This is a genomic window from Phaeobacter sp. PT47_59 (genome assembly GCF_028890025.1).
Taxonomy (GTDB): Bacteria; Pseudomonadota; Alphaproteobacteria; order Rhodobacterales; family Rhodobacteraceae; genus Phycobacter.
On the sequence record NZ_JARCJL010000011.1, the window covers coordinates 69633 to 87679 of the forward strand.

An 18047-nucleotide genomic window follows, 5' to 3' on the forward strand; every position below is an offset into this window, starting at 1 on the left:
GCCGCGCCGAAGGGGAGGCAGGCGGTTGTCATCGGGATAGATCCTCATCCGCAAGCGGCCCGTAGAGGATCAGAACGGGGGCCTTCGTGTCCATCTTGCGCAGGGCTTCGGGCAGTTCACCCAAGGTATGACAGGCCAGGTATTGCTCGGGCGTGGAGACGCCAAGCGCCACCAATGCATGGGTGTCCGGCGGCAGCCCGGCCTCCAGCAGGCGTTCGGCCAGGGCGGCGAAGGTGCGTTTGCCCATATAGACCACCGTGGTCGCTTCGGGGTCGGCGAGGGCAGCCATGTTCAGGTCTTCGGGCAGGCCGCCTGTCACGTCATGGCCGGTGATGAACTGCAGGCGCCGCGCGGTCAGGCGCCGGGTCAGGGGGATGCTGGCAGCGGCTGCCGCAGCCGAGGCAGCGGTCACGCCGGGCACGATCTCAAAGCCGATACCGGCCTGCCGCAGGGCGGTGATCTCCTCCTCCAGCCGTCCAAAGATGCCGCAATCTCCGGATTTCAGCCGCACCACATGGGCACCGGTGGAGGCATAGTCCACCAGAAGCTGGCTCACATGGTCCTGCCGCGGGGAGGGGCGCCCGGCGCGCTTGCCGACGCCCACCAGATCGGCGTCCTTGCGGGCATGGGTCAGGATCGGCCCCGAGGAGAGATCGTCGAACAACACCGCATCCGCCGCCTGCAAGCGGTTCACCGCCTTGACGGTCAGCAGCTCGGGGTCGCCGGGGCCGGAGGAGACGAAACTGACAAATCCGCTCATGGCTGTTCTCCGGTGATCAGGTGGAAGAAGGTGCCGGTCACATGACCGCGCACCGATCCGGTTTCCGCCACCGCATTGCCATCGGCATCCATCACATTGGCCAGCGGCGCGTCGGGATCCTCTAAGATGGTGGAGTAGTGGAACTCGTGCCCGCGCAGGGCGGTTCCGGTCGCAAACCCCGGCATCGGCGCCTGAAGAATGGCGCGGCGATAGCCGAGGTGGAACTTGCGCGTCTCATAAGACGTCACCAGCCCCAGCAGCCCCGCCATCTGGTGACGGGTGCCGTCCTTGTCGATCAGCGCCTCACCCAGGGCCATGTAGCCGCCGCACTCCCCATGCACGGGGCGGGTCTCGGCGTGTTTGCGCAGGGCCGCACGGAAGGTCTCAGCCGCGGCCAGTGTGCCGCCGTGCAGCTCGGGGTAGCCACCCGGCAGCCAGACCAGATCGGCATCCGCCGCAGGGGCTTCATCGGCGAGCGGCGAAAACGGCAGGATCTCGGCCCCCGCCCTGCGCCAGCCTTCCAGAAGATGCGGATAGGCAAAGGAGAACGCCGCATCCCGTGCGAGCGCAATGCGCTGGGTCGGCGGTTTCGGCAGGTTCGCCGGGGCGGGCGCAGCCCCCGCGTGGGCGGCGGATTTGATCGCCTCAAGATCGACGTTTTCGCGCAGGAAGGCGGCATAGCCTGCAATCGCGGCTTCCAGATCAGGGTGTTCCACCGCCTGAATGAGACCCAGATGGCGCTCGGGCAGGATCAGGTCGCCACGCCGAGGCAGGCAGCCGAGAACCGGTATCCCTGCGCGCTCCATCCCCAGCCGGGTGAGCCTTTCGTGGCGCGGGCTGGCAACGCGGTTCAGGATCACACCGGCAAAGGGCAGATCGGGATCGTAGGCGCGAAACCCCAGCGCGGTGGCCGCTGCCGATTGCGCCTGACCGCCCACATCGACAACCAGCACCACCGGCCAGCCCATGCGTTTTGCGGTTTCGGCGGAGGAGCCAAAGCCGCTTTGCCCGCCTGTCGCCACACCATCGTAAAGCCCCATGGACCCTTCACCGATGCAGATCTGCGCATCGCTTGCCTGCCCGGCCACGGCATCCAAAAGGCCGCCGTCCATCGCCCATGTATCGAGGTTGAAAGAGGCGCGCCCGGCGGCGGCCCGATGAAAGGCGGGATCGATGTAGTCCGGGCCGCTCTTGAAGGGTTGCACCGCAAGGCCATCCTCGGCCAATGCGCGCAACAGACCCAGCATCACAGTGGTCTTGCCGGTGCCAGAGGCGGGCGCCGAAATCATCAATCCCGGCGGATAGGATCCGGTCTGGCCTGTTTCAGTCATCGCCTTCGCTCCATCCGGCCCATTGGCTGTCGGCACTTTGGGGGCGGTAACGCCGATCATAATCCTGCGCATAGAGGCAGCTTTCGTCAAAATCCTCGGCGCCAAGGGCGTGCCCCACAAGGATCAGTGCGGTGCGCCCGCGCGCGCCATCGGTGGCGTCGATCAATGTGCCAAGGGTCGCCTTGATGATCTTCTGATCCGGCCATGACGCGCGCCAAACCACGGCCACCGGGCAATCAGCACCATAGGCAGGGGTCAGCCGGGCCACCACGTCGTCGAGCACATGCACCGACAGGTGAATGGCCAGGGTTGCCCCGGTACGGGCGAAATTCTCCAGCGTTTCCCCCTCGGGCATCGAAGACGCCCGCCCCGAGGTGCGCGTCAGCACCAGCGATTGCGCAACCCCCGGCAGGGTCAGCTCGGCGCCAAGGGCGGCGGCGCTGGCGGCAAAGGCGGGCACGCCCGGAGTCACATCATAGGGAATGCCCATATCGCGCAGGCGGCGCAGCTGCTCCCCCATGGCGGACCAGACCGACAGGTCGCCGGAATGGAGCCGCGCCACATCGTGACCGGCCGCATGGGCGGCTTTGATCTCGGCCATGATCTCGTCCAGCGACAGGGAGGCGGTGTTGACGATCCTGGCGCCCTCCGGGCAGTGCTGCAGCAGCGCCTCGGGCACCAGCGAGCCGGCATAGAGGCAGACGGGACAGGCGGCGATCAGGTCGCGCCCGCGCAGGGTAATGAGATCGGCGGCACCGGGGCCTGCGCCAATGAAGTGAACGGTCATGGGGTCAGTCTTTCAGCTATGGCCGCAGTGGCGATCCCATCTGCGGTGACAACACGGGGGGCCAATAGGCGCGCGGTAGCACTTTCGCTGCCGTGGCATGCGCCCTGAAGGGCGGCGGCTTCGGCCAGCGATCCGGTGCCAAAACGGTCCTGGATGCGGGGGGAGTGGGTGAGGGTCGGAGTGCCGTGCAGGGCCACTTCGGGCAGGGCGATCACGGGCAGGTTCATCTCGGCAGCCAGGGTGCGCAGGGCAGGCGCATTGGCCTTGGCGGTGATCGAGGCGAGCGCATCGGGGCGCTGGCCGGTCAATGCCAGCGCAGCGCGCAGGTTTGCGACGGTGGCCTCTTGGCGAAATCCGAAGCCGACCACCTTCATCGCGTCACGCTCCACTGGATGACCGGGCGGGCGCGCTCCCAGCCGCGCATGGACCCAAGCGGCGCGGCCTCGGCGATTTCGGACTTCAGAAGATGGCCGCCGCGTGTGGCATGGGCTTGCATCAACAGCGCCTCGGTTTCCAGCGTCACGCCATTGGCGACGATGCGCGTGCCCTTCGGCAGCAAGGCCCAGAGGTGATCCAGCAACGCTTGCGAGCCACCACCGCCAATGAAGACGCAATCGGGCAGGTCACACCCATCCAGCACATCCGGCGCGCGGCCCGGAACCGGTTTCAACCGATGCTCGATCCCGAAACACTCGGCATTGGCGCGGATATTGGCGATCCGGTCCGCGCGGGGCTCAAAGGTGAGGGCGCGGGTGCCGGGCGCGGCAAGGCACCATTCGACAGAGACGGAGCCGGAGCCGCCGCCGATGTCCCAGAGCAGCTCCCCCGCACGCGGGGCCAGAGCCGACAGGGTCAGGGCGCGGATGGGGCGTTTGGTGATCTGCCCGTCGCTGTGGAACAGATCGTCGGGCAAGCCGCTGGCGCGGGGCAGGCCCTTGGTGCCTGCAACCGTCAGCGCAGCAACCACCGGAGCCGAGATGTCACTCAGATCAAAGGCCTCGGCGCGATGACTGCGGATGCGCTGCCGGGGGCCGCCCAGGGCCTCCATCACCGTGATCTCTGATGCGCCGAACCCCTGGCCTGTGAGCCATTCGGCCAGGGCAGCCGGGGCCGCGCCATCGCGCAGGGTGCAGATGATGCGGGCGTCTTTGGACAGAACCGGTGTGAGCCTTTCGAAGGGCGCCGCATGCAGGCCAAGGCAAAGCGTCTCTTCCAGCTTCCAGCCAAGGATATTGGCGGCAAGGGCAAAGCACGAAGGCGCGGGGTGAGAGACCCATTCACCGGGGCGCAGATGCGCCACCAGCGATCCGCCCGCGCCATGCCAGAAAGGATCGCCCGAGGCGAGAACCACCACGCGCCGCCCGCGCGCCGCCAGCACAGGTTCAACCGAAAACGGCACCGGCCAGGGCGCTCCGCGTGCCCGCGCCTGAACCAGTTCCAGATGGCGGGGACCGCCAAAGATCACCTCCGCCTCTGCCAAGGCTTTCCGGCTTGCATCCCTCAGCCCGGCCGGGCCATCTTCCCCAAGGCCGACAAGCGTCAGCCAGGGGATCATTTGGGGATCAGACATGATGCGCATCCTGCTGCTGGGCGGCACAACCGAAGCCTCGCGGCTTGCCATGGCTCTTGCCGAGGCTGACCTCGAGGCGGTGTTTTCCTACGCGGGGCGCACGGCGCGGCCCATTGCCCAGCCACTGCCCCTGCGCGTTGGCGGCTTCGGCGGGGCGGAGGGCCTGGCGGGCTATCTTCAATCCGAGGGGATCACCCATGTGATCGATGCAACCCATCCCTTTGCCGCGCAGATGAGCGCCAATGCGGTCTACGCCTGTGATCTGGCCGGGGTGGATCTCTGTGCGCTGGAACGCCCCGCTTGGCAGGCGCAGGCGGGCGATGACTGGCGCCATGTGGACAGCCTGGCCGAGGCCGCCGCGGCGCTGCCGGATGCAGGCGCGCGGGTGTTCCTGGCGATCGGCAAGCAGAACCTGGCGGCCTTTGCCGGGAAACCCGAAAACCACTATTTGCTGCGGCTGGTGGACCCGCCCGAGGCTGCGCTGCCCCTGCCGGATACAAGCGTGGAGATCGCGCGCGGACCTTTTGATGCGGCGGGCGACAGGGCGCTGATGCAGGCCCATGGCATCACCCATGTGGTGTCCAAGAACGCCGGCGGCAGCGGTGCGGCCGCCAAGGTGGAGGCGGCCCGCGACCTTGGCCTGCCGGTGATCATGATCGCACGCCCCGAGGTGCCGCAGCGCCGGGTGCTGGCCACGGTGGCCGAGGTCATGAGCTGGCTTCGGGGCGGTGCTCATCACGAGGTGGCCCCTGCTGCGGAACGGGGCGTGTAGACAAACCGCCCGATGGCGCGTGTGTCGCGATTGCCGACGATCACCATGGTGCGCATATCTGCCATCTCGGGCGTTGCCTCCTTCAGGGCCACGGTGGTGATCTCCTGCGTCGGCTTGGTCACGTCGCGGGCAAAGCTGATCAGCGTGTCGCCGCCGCAGGCCTCGCGCAGGATGTCCAGCGCGCGGGCGAACTGATGCGGGCGCGATTTGGAGCGCGGATTGTAGAACGCCATGGCAAAGCCCGCTTCGCCTGCCGCGCGCAGGCGGGTTTCGATCAGCGACCAGGGTTTGAGGTTGTCGGAAAGGTTGATCGCCGCGAAATCATGCCCAAGGGGCGCGCCGATCTGGGCCGCGGCGGCCAGCATGGCGGTGATGCCGGGCAGGACGCGGATATCCAGATCCAGGTAATCCTTGGGTCCCGCCTCCAGCGCCTCGAACACGGCCGAGGCCATGGCAAAGACGCCGGGATCGCCCGAGGAGACCACAACAACGCGCCGCCCCGCAGCGGCCATCTCCAGCGCATGGGAGGCGCGGTCCAATTCGACCCGGTTATCGGAAGCATGAAGGGTGAGGCCCTCGCGCGGTGCGATGCGTTTCACGTACGGGATGTAGCCGACGATATCTGTCGCGCCGTTGATGGCGTCCCGCACTTCCTGCGTGACCAGAGCCTCGTCACCGGGGCCAAGGCCTGCAATCACCACCCATCCGGTCTTCGCTTGATCGGTCATGGGCGGCGCCCCTGTCCGTGCACCAGAACGATGGAGAAATAGGGAACATCACCGGTCACATCCGTCAGCTTCTGCACGCTTTGGCCGACCATGGTGCCGCGTTCCACCAGCCAGGCGGCGTCGAGCTTGCCCGCCGCTGCCAGCGCGCGGCGCAGTTTCGGCAGGTTGCGACCTATCTTCATCACCACCAGCGCATCGGTTCCGCGGGCGCGTTCCGTCAGCTCTTCTTCGCTGAGGGTGGCCATGGCGACGGTCAGCACGTCATCACCCCAGGTGATCGGCTGATCGGTGGCGGTCCAACAGCCGGACATGCCGGTGATGCCGGGAATGATCTCCACCTCGGCGCGGGTCTGAAGGCGGCTGTGCAGGTGCATGAAAGAGCCGTATAGGAAGGGGTCGCCCTCGCAGAGCACGACCACGTCATCGCTGCGGGTGATCTCTTCCAGCCGGTCGGCCCAGTCATCGTAGAAAGCGGAGAGGATGCGGTTGTATTCGGGGTCGGAGAAATGGATTTCAGTCGTGACCGGATATTCCATCGCGTGTTCCTGCACACCATCGGGCAGCAGGTCATCGACGATGGCGCGAGCCTGGCCCCTGCGGCCAGCCTTGCGGAAATAGGCGATGTGGCGGGCGCCTGAGATGGCCCGGAGCGATTTCACGCTCATCAGATCGGGATCGCCGGGGCCCAGCCCTGCGCAGATAACCTTGCCCATGATCACTCTTTCCAGCTGGCAAGCGCGTTGACCGCGGCCACGGTGATGGCAGAGCCGCCAAGCCGCCCCCGCACGATCATCGATGGCACCGGCAGGTCCTGCATCAGCGCCTCCTTCGATTCCATGGCCCCGACAAACCCCACCGGGCAGCCGATGATGGCGGCAGGGCGGGGGCAGGCGGGATCCTTCAGCATGTTGAGAAGGTGAAACAGCGCGGTCGGGGCATTGCCGATGGCGACCAGCGCGCCGTCAAGGCTCGGCCGCCACAGTTCCAGCGCGGCGGCGGAGCGGGTGTTGCCCATCTCCCTGGCCATGTCCGGCACCTTGGGGTCGCGCAGGGTGCAGATCACCGCGTTGTTTGCGGGCAGGCGCGGGCGGGTGATGCCCTCGCTGACCATATAGGCATCACAGAGGATCGGTGCCCCTGCTGCCAGCGCCGCACGGGCGGTTTCGGCCATGCCGGGGGAAAAGCGGATATGCTCTTCGAGGCCGACCATACCGGCGGCGTGGATCATGCGCACTGCGACGCTTTCCTCATCGCGGGTGAACCGGTCGAGATCGGCCTCGGCGCGGATGGTGGCAAAGCTTTCGGCATAGATCTTGGCGCCGTCGGTTTCGTAAGCGTGGAGCATGTCAGTTGCCCTCTGTCAGACGTTCGGGAGCGGTGCGCAGGCTGCGGGCGCTCAGTGGGGGTTCTAGCGGTTGATCCGCGGCGGTGCCGTTGCGGATCAGGGTGAATGCGTCACGGCCGGTTGCGGTGAGGGTGAGGGGCGCAGGGCCGGGATGGGCGCAGCCCTTGGCACAACCCGAGACATGGAGGTGTGCGCCTTCCGGCACATGCGGCGCCAGATCGCGGGCCAGATCGCGGGTGGCGGAGAGCGCCTGCAGGCACCCGGGCGCGCCGGTGCAGGCAGAGACCCGCAGGCGCGGATCCGTGGCCTCCAGGATCAGGCCGGGCAGGGGCGCCATCTGAGAGGCGCCTTCCACCAGCAGCATACGCCAGGGGGTGAGGCGCAGGGCGCCCTGGTCGGCCAGCTGTTTCAAGCTGGATGCCGAGATCTGACCGAACTCAAAGGCGACCATATATCCTCGGGACGTTGCTCCGGGGGCTGGGTGAGGCCCGGTGCCCAGGGGGCTTTCCCGGTAGCCCTGTGGCAGTGCTGTGCCCTTGGCCAGATGCGCCTTCATGCGCCCGCGCCCATTCGGGGCGCCGCCCGTCTCCAGGAACCAGTGCGCCAGTTTCAGGGCTTCGGTTGCGGCTGTCTCCTGGCACACCGGCAGGCCGGATGCGGCACCATCCGGGCGCAGGAACAGTCCGGACGGCCCTCGTTCGATGCGGATGTCGGCGGCAGCGTCACGCAGGACCGGAGTGGGGCCGCAGTCCACGGCGAAGCCGAATTTTCCGGGCAGTTTCAGATCTGTTGCCCGGGTCAGTGCCTTTTCCAGATCACGGGCAATGCGCGCGCTGCTGTCGCCCCCGCTCCAGAAGGGCGTGAGCATGATATTGCGCCGCGACTCTGCCGCCTCGTCCCGGTCCAGCAGCTTCAGATCGCGCAGGCCGTCAAGCAGGGCCGCGTGGCCTTCCTCCCGGATGCCGCGCATCTGCAGATTGGCGCGGGTCGACAGATCCAAGAGCCCGTTGCCGTGGCTTTCGGAGAGGTCGGCCACGCCGCGTGCCTGTTCGGGGCTGAGGCGTCCCATGGGGGCACGCAGGCGGACCACCAACCCATCGCCCGACATCATCGGGCGCAGGGCACCGGGGCACCACCCGTATGTTTTGGGCGCACCGCTCATGTCACGCCACTCTCCAGCGCGGCGAGGATCGAGTTGCGGCGGGTGAGCCAGAGGCCGGTCTCTGCCAGGGCGCGGAAGCGGTCCTGCAGGGCGACAAGGGCCGCCGGGTTTTCGCGCCGCAGAAACTCCACGAGATCTTCACGGCCCAGAGTGGCCTCGAAGTAGAGGTCAAACAGATGCGGAGGAACCGCCTGTGCCAGATGGGCAAAGGCGGCCATGTGATCCAGCGTTGCGGCAATCTCGGCACCGCCGCGAAAGCCATGGCGCATCATCGACGTGGCCCAATCCGGGTTGGCGGCGCGGGCACGGGTGACGCGGGCGATTTCCTCACCAAGCGAGCGCGCCTTGGGCGCATCGGGGCGGGTGGCGTCCAGATGATAGAGGGCAGGCGCCGTCTGGCCGAGCCTTGCCATGGCGGCGGCAAAGCCCGCCTCATGCGCGGCGTAATCTGATGCGATCAGAAGATCGGTTTCCGGCAGATCCTGAAGATGCACAAAACTGTCGGCGCCCTTCAGGCGGTGTTCAAGGGCCTCGCGGGCCTCGGCAATCTCGCCCTTGGCGTCGATGGCATGGGAGGAGGCATTGAGCCAAGCCTCGCCTGCCGCCATGCGGGCATCTTGCGAATAGTCATCCAGATGCGCGCCCATGGAGAGGCCATATTGGCCGGGCTTGGGTCCGAAGACGCGCGGGGTAGCGGCCAGGTAGGGGTTGTCGGCGGCAGTCTCCTCCCGCTTGGCCAGGGCGGCGGCAGCGGCTTCGAACATCTGTGCAAGGCCGGGAAACACGTCGCGGAACAGGCCCGAGACGCGTAAGGTCACATCGATGCGCGGGCGGTTCAGCAGTGAGAGCGGCAGCACCTCAAACCCCGAGATCCGGTCCGATCCTTCGTCCCATTTCGGCGCCAATCCCGCCAGGTGCAGTGCCATGGCGAATTCCTCGCCCGCGGTGCGCATGGTGGCCGACCCCCAGAGATCGATCACCAGCCCCTTTGGCCAGTCGCCGTGGTCCTGAAGATGGCGGCGCAGCAGCTCTTCCGCCAGCTTGACCCCTTGCGCATGCGCCGCCCGCGAGGGCACCGCCCGTGGATCGGTGGTAAAGAGGTTGCGCCCCGTGGGGATCACGTCCGAGCGCCCGCGAAACGGAGAGCCAGAGGGACCGGGCGCCACCAGCCGCCCCGAGAGCGCGCCCATCACCCCGGCAATTTCCTGCGGGCCGCATTGGCCGGTGCCAAAGACATGCAGGCCCTCGCCGTACTGGCTTTCCTTGATGTCACAGACGAAGGCGTCGATGCGGGTAATCGCCTCGGCAGCGGAACAATCGGGCGTGAGGCCAAGGTCGGCCTCGACGCCGGTGCCTTGCGCCTCGGCGCGGATATCCTCGATCAGCCGGTCGCGGCGGGCGGGATCGAGCCCGTCGGCGGTGGAGTATTCATCAAGCAGGCTTTCGAGCCGCGCCATGCCTGCGGGCAGGGTGGTCTCAGCCAGCGGCGGAGGCAGGTGGCCGATGGTCACGCCGCTGATGCGCCGCTTGGCCTGTGCTGCCTCACCGGGGTCGTTGACGATGAAGGGGTAGATCACTGGAAGGGCACCGGTCAGGGCCTCGGGCCAGCAGGTACCCGAAAGCGCAACCGCCTTGCCGGGCAGCCATTCCAGCGTGCCATGGGCGCCGATATGGACCAGGGCATCCGCCTGCTGCTGAAGCCAGAGATAGAAGGCCACATAAGCATGGCGCGGCGTGCGGTCCAGATCGTGGTAGTCATCGACGCGGGTCCTGACCTCGCCCCGTTCGGGCTGCAGGGCGACGATCGCCTTGCCTGCGGTGAGGGCCTTGAAATGGAAGGCATTGCCGCTGAAATCCGGATCCTCCTCGGGGGCGCCCCAGGCGGACAAAAGATCGTCTTGCAGCTCTTCGGGAAGCGCCCGCAGCGCAGCCTGGTAGTCTTCCAGCGGCAGGGAAAGCCGCTCTACCCCGAGGCGGGCACCAAGGTTTCGTTGGGGCGTCACATCGTAGCCCTGATCGGCCAGCGCGCCCAGCAGTGTCTCGCACGAGGCCAGCGCATCAAGGCCGACGGCATGGGCGATATTGTAGTCGCGGCCCGGATAGGTGGAGAGCACCAGCGCCAGCCGTTTGTCCTGATCCGGCAAGCGTGAAAGGCGCAGCCAGCCGTCGACCCGATCCACGGCGGCGCGGATGCGATCGGGATCGGCGCGATGGGCAAAGCGGGAATACTGGAGGTCAGGATCCTTCTTGGCCGGGGCCTTGAAGCTGATGACACCGGCCATGACGCGGCCATCCACCTCGGGCAAGACCACATGCATCGCAAGGTCGGCAGGCGAGAGACCGCGGGCGGCCTCGGCCCAGTCCTTGCGCCGGGCGGTGGACAGCGCCACCTGGAACACCGGGCAGCCCGTCACGCTGAGCGGCGAGGGGCGGCCATCGGACCCTTGCGCCGAAAAGGCGGTGGCGTTGAGGATGGCAGCAGGAGAGAGGCGGGGGAGTGCCTCACGCAGCCAATCCGCTGCCGCTGCGGTCTTGAGGCTGGTGGCAAAGGCGCCGTAAGCGGCATAGCCGCGCTTGCGCAGCTCGGTGAGCAGCGCATCGACTGGCGCAGTGTCTGCGGCCGTCAGGTAGGAGCGGTAGAAGCTGACAAGGACCAATGGTTTGTCGTCTTGCGGCAGCTCTGCGATCACCCCGCGCGCGGGGTCGTAATATCCATATTCCGGTGTGGTCTTGAGACCGGGAACTGGAGCCGCATAAAGCCCCGCCGCCAGCGCGAGCTGCGCCAGGGCGGCCTGGGCGGCGACGGCGCCACCGGCATCACATAGCGCCTGCAACCGCCGCAGCGTGGAAACCGGCAGGGTCGACAGCTCGTCCAGGCGCGGATCTTCGCGCCCATCGGCGGGCAGGATGGCAAGCGCGATGCCCTTGCGCCGGGCCAGATCCTGCAGGGTGGCTAGACCGTAGGACCAGTAGCTTTCGCCACCGATGAGGCGCACCAGAATGCCCTTGGCGCCTTGCAGCGTTTTCTCGGTGTAGGTGTCCACCGAAAGGGGGTGTTTCAGCGCCACCAGATTGGCCAGGCGGCAGGAGGGCAGTTTGCCCTTGGCCCGGTGCCAGCCTGCGGCAAAGGCGCCAAGGTCGCTGTCGGAAAAAGACAGGACGATCAGATCCGCCGGATCCTGCCCGACATCAAAGGGTGTATCGGTTTCCTCCAGCCCGTGGCTTTCGCGAAAGACGACATGCATGGGTCAGCTCCGTGCCAAAGCACTAGGGGGCGCGACCGGCCTCGGGGGGGCGTCATGCGCCCTCCCGGGGGGGAGGTCGGGCGTGTCCCGGCCTGTCAGCCGGGACATGTCCCTGTGAATGCCGGAGCTCTCTCGCATAGTGGTCAGGCTCCGAGATCTGCATGGATGCCCGCGACGTCGATAGCGTCGTGTTCGGCGATGACCACCAGCTGGGTCTTGCGCGGCTGGGCGCCCCAGGGCTGATCGTATTGGGCGCGCAGGCGTTCGCCCACGGCCTGCACCAGCATGCGCATCGGCTTTCCCTCTACCGCGACATAGCCCTTCACGCGCAGGATCTTTCGGCTGCGGGCCATGTTGACGATGCGATCCTGCAGGTCCTGGGGATCGGAGACTTCACCCAGTTCAACCACGATGGAGTGAAAATCGTCATGTTCGTGGTCATGGTGCCCGTCGTGGTGGCTGGGGCGGGCATCAAGATCATCCTCGGCGGCGGCGCCGAGCCCCAGAATGACGCGGGGATCGATCACCCCTTCGCTCATCGGCAGGATCGGCAGGCTGCGGGGGGCTTCGGCCTCGATCACGGCGCGGGCCTTGGCCAGGCCGACTTCTCCGGCCAGATCCGCCTTGGAGAGCAGCACGATATCGGCACAGGCAATCTGATCCTCGAAGACCTCCGACAGGGGCGTTTCGTGATCGAGGCTGTCGTCCGCCTCGCGCTGGGCCTGCACCGCGGCCAGATCCGGGGCGAACAGGCCTGCGGCGACGGCCTCGGCATCCGCGAGGGCAATCACCCCGTCCACGGTGATGCGGGAGCGGATCGCGGGCCAGTCAAAGGCCTTGAGCAGAGGTTTCGGCAGCGCGAGACCGGAGGTTTCGATGAGGATATGCTCGGGCGTTTCCGGCAGGGCCATCAGCGCCTCGATGGTGGGGATGAAATCATCGGCCACGGTGCAGCAGATGCAGCCGTTGGCCAGTTCCACGATGTTGTTTTCGGGACAGTTTTCATCGGCGCAGGATTTCAGGATCTCGCCATCCACCCCGGCGGTGCCGAATTCATTGACCAGCACCGCCAGACGCTTGCCCTGCGGGTTCTGCATCAGGTGGCGGATCAGCGTGGTCTTGCCTGCGCCCAGAAAGCCGGTGATCACGGTGACGGGAATTTTGCTCAGATCGCTCATCGGTTACTCCTGCGAGGGGCTGTCGTCCGGCAGGGGCGCCGGGGGAATGCGGGCAATGGATTGTTTGCGAAAGACCTGCGGGCGCTCACGCCAGGGCACCAGGCCATCCTCGGTCGCGGCATAGGCGGCAGCGCCTTCAAGGATTTCGGCAAGATGCTGATCGGGGTCCAGATCGCCGTAGATGTAGCTCCAGCGGGTCGCGCCGCCGCTCAGGATCATCGCGCAGCCGCGCTTGCAGGCCGACAGGCATTCGACGCCGCGCACCGAAACACCCTGGGGCAGGTCGGTGCCGCTCAGGGCCTGCAGCAACAGGGCGCCGGGGCGGGGGGCTTCCGGATCGACGCCGTCGCGCCTGCAGGTGGTGCAGACGGTCAAGAGCACCGGTGCCTGTGCCGGGGAGGGGCAGTCTGAAGTATCCTTGGCCATGGTCCGGCGGCTCCTTCGCGGTCCGTTCGACAGACGGGGAAGGGCCAGAAGGGAGCCGCACTGCTGCATCGGCTCTCAACCGGTCGCGGAAACACCCCGTCCGCCCGTTGATCAAATTCGTTGGCAGGTCTCCCGGCTTGCGGATCTCAAGGCCGACACAGATGTGCGGGGCCTTTTCGGTGCTCCGGCCTTCCCGGTTTTACCCAGTGGCATGGAGACCTCTCCGGTCACGGTCGCGGGGGCGGCTGTGCTTGGGCCAGATGGCCGTGTCACATTCCCTCTTCGCCTGCTTGCGCAGGAACCAACAAAATCCCCTTGCGCTATTGGGGGCTTCCTTGTCAAGACATGGGGCCACAGAGCAGGAGGGCACCCGGTGAGCCAAAAGTCCGATAACGGCATTTCCGAAGAGGAAGCGGCACGGCACGCGTCAAAGATGGCCAAGATCAAGGCGGCCCGCGACCGCATGATGGCCACCAAGGAGGGCGAAAAGGGGCTGATCATCGTCCATACCGGCCCCGGAAAAGGCAAATCCAGCTCGGGATTCGGCATGATCATGCGGTGCATCGCCCATCAGATGCCCTGCGCCGTGGTGCAGTTCATCAAGGGGGGCTGGCAGACCGGCGAGCGCACATTGATCGAAGAGCATTTCGGTGATCTCTGCCAGTTCTACGCCATGGGTGAGGGCTTTACCTGGGAAACCCAGGACAAGGCGCGTGATATCGCCGCCGCCCGCGCAGGCTGGGACAAGGCCAAGGAGATGATCCTGGATGAGCGCAATACCATGGTGCTGCTGGATGAGATTAACATCGCGCTGCGCTATGAGTATCTGGACCTCGACGAGGTGCTGACATTCCTGGTCGAGCAGAAGCCGCCGATGACCCATGTGGTGCTGACCGGGCGCAACGCCAAGGATGCGCTGATAGAGATCGCCGATCTGGTCACCGAGATGGGCCAGGTCAAGCACCCCTTCCGCGCCGGGATCAAGGCGCAGAAGGGGGTGGAGTTCTGACAGAAGTAAGCTGTTTCAATAGCTTGGTCGCCGCGGCCCCGGATGCCTATGCAAGAGCGGTTCTGTCCCCGCGCGCCGGATCTGCCGCCTGTGCGGGGTCTGTCTGCGGCGCGGTTTTCTCTTTGATGTAGGCGTCCACTGCGGCGCGCTGGGACTCGCCCAGGCGCAGGCCCAGTTTGGTGCGGCGCCAGAGGAAATCCTCGCCGCTTCGGGTCCATTCGTTGGCGATGGACCAGTCCAACTCCCGCGCGGTGATGGTGGCGCCGAAATCCTGCCCCAGGGCGGCGGCCGTCTTGGCATTGCCGAGGATCAGCCGCGCCTCGGTGCCATAGGCACGGATCAGGCGGCGCGCCCAATATGCGGTCAGGAAGGGGTAATCCGCTTTCAGCTGGTCCTGCAGTTTCACAACATCGCCAACCGGGAAATCGCCGCCCGGCAGCGGGATCCCCGCCGTCCAGTTGTGGCCCACGCCGGGCAGGGCTTCACCGATCTTTTTCAGCGCGGATTCGGCCAGTTTGCGATAGGTGGTGATCTTGCCGCCAAAGACGTTCAGCAGCGGTGCAGCGCCCTTTTCCAGCGTCAGCACATATTCCCGCGTGGCCGCCGTCGCCGAGCTGGCGCCATCATCATAAAGGGGGCGCACGCCGGAATAGGTCCAGACGATATCCGCGCGCTGCAGCGGTTTTTCGAAGTACTGCGAGGCAAAGTCGATCAGGTAGTCCTGTTCCTCGGGGGTGCAGCTGGGCGCGGTGCAGGGATCGGGGTGATCGGCGTCGGTGGTGCCGATCAGGGTGAAATCCTCTTCATAGGGGATGGCAAAGATGATCCGCCCGTCGGTGCCCTGGAAGAAGTAGCAGCGATTGTGCTCATAAAGCTTTGGCACCACGATATGGCTGCCGCGCACCAGGCGCACCCCTTCGCGGCTGTTCTGTCCCAGTTTCTGTTTCAGCACATCGGCAACCCAGGGCCCTGCCGCATTGACCAGCATCTTGGCGCGCCGGATGAAGACCTCGCCGGTGGTGTGGTTCTTCAGATGGATGACCCAGTGATCTTCGGCGCGTTCGGCCACCAGAACCTCGGTGCGGGTCATGATCTCGGCGCCGCGCGTCAGGGCATCACGGGCGTTCAGCACCACCAGACGGGTGTCCTCCACCCAGCAATCGGAATATTCAAAAGCGGTTTTGAACTTGTCCTTCAGCGGCAGGCCCGCCGCGTCGCGGGTCAGGTCCAGCTTGGCCGTACCCGGCAGGATGCCGCGCTTGCCCAAGGAATCATAGAGAAACAGGCCCAGCCGGATCAGCCAGGCCGGGCGGCGGCCCTTCATCCAGGGCATCGCCAGGGTCAGCAGCCGCGAAGTGGGGGTTTCGCTGTCAAAGCGCATATCCCTGTGAAACGGCAGGACAAAGCGCATCGGCCAGGAGATATGCGGCATCGCCTTCAACAGGACTTCGCGTTCGATCAGGGCTTCGCGCACCAGGCGAAACTCGAAATACTCAAGATAGCGCAAGCCCCCGTGAAACAGCTTGGTCGAGGCCGAGGAGGTGGCCGAGGCCAGGTCGTTCATTTCCGCAAGGCTGACCGTGAGCCCGCGACCGGCCGCATCGCGCGCGATGCCGCAGCCGTTGATGCCGCCGCCGATGATGAACAGGTCGGTGATCTTGTCATCAGTCATTTTCGTCGCTTTCGTTTTCGGTTTCGCTTTGGCCGGCGATCAGGATGCGGGTTCCCGCCATGCGCGCGGCCTCGGCAAAGGCATCGGGGACCGGGGCGTCGGTGATGACGAGGTCCAGATCCGCCACATCGCAGATCCGCACCGGGGCAGAGCGCTGGAACTTGCCGTGATCGCAGACCAAGACGCGGGTGCGGGCATTTTTCAGGATTGCGCGGGCCACGGAGACCTCGCGGGCGTCGTGGTCGAGGATGGCACCGTCCTCGTCCATGGCCGAGGCGCCGATCACCGCGAAATCCACCTTGTAGCGGGAGATGAATTCCACCGCGTCTTCGCCCACGATGGCGCCATCGCTTTGCCGCACCGCCCCGCCGACCAGGATCAACTCCCGGCTTTCGCCGCCCATCATCATGTTTATAATATTGATATTGTTGGATATAACCGTAAGGCCGCGATGGCCGGACAGGGCGCGCGCCACCTGTTCTGTGGAGGTGCCGATATTCAGCGTTACCGAGCAGTTTTCCGGGATTACCTCTGCGGCGATGGCGGCCATGGCCTGCTTTCCCTCGGCATTGAGCTTGCGCCGGTCACCATAGGCACGGTTGGCGGCGGCGCTGATCCGAACCGCGCCGCCGTGGATGCGGGACAGCGCTCCGCGGGTCGAAAGATCCCGCAGATCCGCGCGCACGGTCTGCGCCGAGACGCCAAAGCGCCGGGCAAGGTCATCGACCTCGACGCGATCTTGTTCGTTCAACAGGTCGACAATTTCACTTTGGCGCGTTGTGGCATCCATGGGCTTTCCTTTCATGGGTGCCACTTAGTGATTCACTTTCGAAATGTCATCACTTTATTTTCGAAAAACTTCGTTTTGATGATTGCTATGCGTTTTTCCCATTTTGCCGACGCAAGGGGAAGGCGCCGCCCCAAAGGTGTTTTGGAGCGGCGCGGCAAGGATTGGCGTGATCGGAGTGTGGCCGTGTCAGTTGAGCCGGATCAGGTGATTGTCCCAGCGCAGGGCGGCGCTGCGCAACGGTCTGAGCTGGCCCTGGACAAGCTCGACAACCTTTCCGGTGCCGGAACTGGCAATCAGGCCCGCGCGTGATTGCGCCAAGCCACAGACATCCGCCAGCCCGTATTCGCCGTTCATCTCGCCGCTTTCGCAGTCGAACACCTGCATCACGCTGCCCCGTGGCGAGGTCACCGCCACCTGGCGCCCGTCCGGGGTAAAGGCGATCGAGCCGCCATAGCCGTTGAGATTGCGCAGGCGCGGATCATCTTCGGCCATCAGGCGGGGGGGGGTGCCCGGGCGATGCAGGCCGACGATGGGCACATCCGCGCCCAGATCCCCCTGCCACTGCATGGCAAACCCCACCGTGCCATCCGCCCGAATGGCCAGGTGACGGATCGAATTCTTGTGCAGCTCCGGTTCCAGTTCGACCTGCTCGGTGATCTCTCCGTCGAAATCCAGATAGCTGAGGTTGGGGCGCATGGTGGGAATGTTCAGCTTGGCCCTTCCGCTGTCGGGGTGGGTCTCGATGCCGCCATTGGCCACCACCAGCCCGCTGCCATCTGCCTTGAGCAGCATGTCATGCGGCCCGGTGCCGCCAGAGGCAAAACTGCCGATGCGCCGATAGTTATCGGTGGCGTCCCAAATGCCGATGATGCCCCGCCCGGCCTCATAGTCGTTTTCGGTGGTCATCAGCAGGCTGCCATCGGCGGTAAACACCCCGTGCCCATAGAAATGATGACCTGCCGGAGGTTCCAGCCGCGACAGCTGTTCACCGGTGCGGCAGTCGATCACATCGGCAAAGCGACCGGGACGGCGGGCAAAGCCGACCGCTTCGGGGCGGTGGGGATGGGCTGTCGCCGCATGGCCGCGGGCGGGCAGCGGGCGGGTGAACAGGATCTCTCCGTCCTCGGCGAGGCCTGCCAGAAGGTGGCGTCCATCGGCAGTTTTCCCGGCCGAAAGATAGGCTGGTGAGCCAAGATCGGCCCAACTGGCCGCAGGTGCCATGCCCGCCGCCAGAAGTCCTGCCAGAAATCCACGTCGTGAAGGCATTGCGGG

The 18047-nt window shown here is 66.0% G+C and carries 17 protein-coding genes and 1 riboswitch; of the genes, 2 read left to right on the forward strand and 15 right to left on the reverse strand.

Translation table 11 applies throughout. The features are described 5' to 3' along the window. Nucleotides 1-28: 28 nt before the first annotated feature. The 5 genes from cobA to cbiE are packed head-to-tail and all read right to left on the reverse strand — an operon-like array spanning nucleotide 29 to nucleotide 4448. A complete protein-coding gene (gene cobA / locus PXK01_RS12185; protein WP_274860247.1) occupies nucleotides 29-760 on the reverse strand; it encodes a uroporphyrinogen-III C-methyltransferase in 732 nt (243 codons plus the stop codon). After that, nucleotides 757-2091, reverse strand: a complete 1335-nt coding sequence (locus PXK01_RS12190) for a cobyrinate a,c-diamide synthase (RefSeq protein ID WP_274860248.1) — start codon at nucleotides 2089-2091, stop codon at nucleotides 757-759. The genes cobA and PXK01_RS12190 overlap by 4 nt, the downstream gene beginning before the upstream one ends. Next, entirely contained in the window at nucleotides 2084-2878 is a 795-nt protein-coding gene (cobM, locus tag PXK01_RS12195) for a precorrin-4 C(11)-methyltransferase (protein ID WP_274848522.1), read from the reverse strand. Before cobM ends, PXK01_RS12190 begins: the two co-directional genes overlap by 8 nt. After that, nucleotides 2875-3252 (reverse strand): cobalamin biosynthesis protein, encoded by a 378-nt coding sequence (locus tag PXK01_RS12200; protein WP_274860250.1) that lies wholly within the window; start codon nucleotides 3250-3252, stop codon nucleotides 2875-2877. The genes cobM and PXK01_RS12200 overlap by 4 nt, the downstream gene beginning before the upstream one ends. Continuing rightward, entirely contained in the window at nucleotides 3249-4448 is a 1200-nt protein-coding gene (gene cbiE, locus PXK01_RS12205) for a precorrin-6y C5,15-methyltransferase (decarboxylating) subunit CbiE (RefSeq protein WP_274860251.1), read from the reverse strand. Before cbiE ends, PXK01_RS12200 begins: the two co-directional genes overlap by 4 nt. Between cbiE and PXK01_RS12210 the strand changes: the two genes are divergently transcribed. Further along, nucleotides 4447-5220 (forward strand): cobalt-precorrin-6A reductase, encoded by a 774-nt coding sequence (locus PXK01_RS12210; protein ID WP_274860253.1) that lies wholly within the window; start codon nucleotides 4447-4449, stop codon nucleotides 5218-5220. The two genes, cbiE and PXK01_RS12210, sit on opposite strands and share 2 nt — an antisense overlap. Here PXK01_RS12210 and cobJ read toward each other — a convergent pair. The 7 genes from cobJ to PXK01_RS12245 all read right to left on the reverse strand — a co-directional run bounded on the left by cobJ (nucleotide 5184) and on the right by PXK01_RS12245 (nucleotide 13304). Further along, nucleotides 5184-5948 carry a precorrin-3B C(17)-methyltransferase gene (cobJ, locus tag PXK01_RS12215; protein ID WP_274860255.1) on the reverse strand — a complete coding sequence of 255 codons (765 nt, stop codon included), beginning with the start codon at nucleotides 5946-5948 and terminating at the stop codon, nucleotides 5184-5186. The genes PXK01_RS12210 and cobJ overlap by 37 nt on opposite strands. Then, a complete protein-coding gene (gene cobI, locus PXK01_RS12220) occupies nucleotides 5945-6661 on the reverse strand; it encodes a precorrin-2 C(20)-methyltransferase (protein WP_274860257.1) in 717 nt (238 codons plus the stop codon). Before cobI ends, cobJ begins: the two co-directional genes overlap by 4 nt. 2 nt (nucleotides 6662-6663) lie before the next feature. Then, complete coding sequence (locus PXK01_RS12225; RefSeq protein WP_274860259.1) at nucleotides 6664-7293, reverse strand: precorrin-8X methylmutase; 630 nt, start codon at nucleotides 7291-7293, stop codon at nucleotides 6664-6666. Between the two features lies 1 nt (nucleotide 7294). Then, complete coding sequence (gene cobG / locus PXK01_RS12230) at nucleotides 7295-8455, reverse strand: precorrin-3B synthase (RefSeq protein ID WP_274860260.1); 1161 nt, start codon at nucleotides 8453-8455, stop codon at nucleotides 7295-7297. Continuing rightward, nucleotides 8452-11700 (reverse strand): cobaltochelatase subunit CobN, encoded by a 3249-nt coding sequence (gene cobN / locus PXK01_RS12235; protein ID WP_274860261.1) that lies wholly within the window; start codon nucleotides 11698-11700, stop codon nucleotides 8452-8454. Before cobN ends, cobG begins: the two co-directional genes overlap by 4 nt. A 143-nt stretch (nucleotides 11701-11843) precedes the next feature. Next, nucleotides 11844-12878 carry a cobalamin biosynthesis protein CobW gene (cobW, locus tag PXK01_RS12240; protein WP_274860262.1) on the reverse strand — a complete coding sequence of 345 codons (1035 nt, stop codon included), beginning with the start codon at nucleotides 12876-12878 and terminating at the stop codon, nucleotides 11844-11846. Nucleotides 12879-12881: 3 nt separating this feature from the next. Continuing rightward, nucleotides 12882-13304 carry a DUF1636 domain-containing protein gene (locus PXK01_RS12245; protein ID WP_274848533.1) on the reverse strand — a complete coding sequence of 141 codons (423 nt, stop codon included), beginning with the start codon at nucleotides 13302-13304 and terminating at the stop codon, nucleotides 12882-12884. Nucleotides 13305-13409: 105 nt separating this feature from the next. Then, nucleotides 13410-13625: riboswitch (cobalamin riboswitch) on the reverse strand. 52 nt (nucleotides 13626-13677) lie between these two features. Between PXK01_RS12245 and cobO the strand changes: the two genes are divergently transcribed. Then, nucleotides 13678-14313: a cob(I)yrinic acid a,c-diamide adenosyltransferase gene (gene cobO, locus PXK01_RS12250; protein ID WP_274848535.1), complete on the forward strand. Its 636-nt coding sequence runs from the start codon at nucleotides 13678-13680 to the stop codon at nucleotides 14311-14313. 46 nt (nucleotides 14314-14359) lie between these two features. On the opposite strand, the gene glpD is transcribed toward cobO, so the two are convergent. From glpD to PXK01_RS12265, 3 genes are all read right to left on the reverse strand, one after another. Next, entirely contained in the window at nucleotides 14360-15985 is a 1626-nt protein-coding gene (glpD, locus tag PXK01_RS12255; protein WP_274860264.1) for a glycerol-3-phosphate dehydrogenase, read from the reverse strand. After that, nucleotides 15978-16775, reverse strand: coding sequence for a DeoR/GlpR family DNA-binding transcription regulator (locus PXK01_RS12260; RefSeq protein ID WP_274860266.1), 798 nt, complete (start codon nucleotides 16773-16775; stop codon nucleotides 15978-15980). The genes glpD and PXK01_RS12260 overlap by 8 nt, the downstream gene beginning before the upstream one ends. Before the next feature lie 186 nt (nucleotides 16776-16961). Next, on the reverse strand, nucleotides 16962-18041 hold the full coding sequence (locus PXK01_RS12265; protein WP_274860267.1) for a DUF1513 domain-containing protein: 1080 nt from the start codon (nucleotides 18039-18041) through the stop codon (nucleotides 16962-16964). Nucleotides 18042-18047 lie beyond the last annotated feature (6 nt).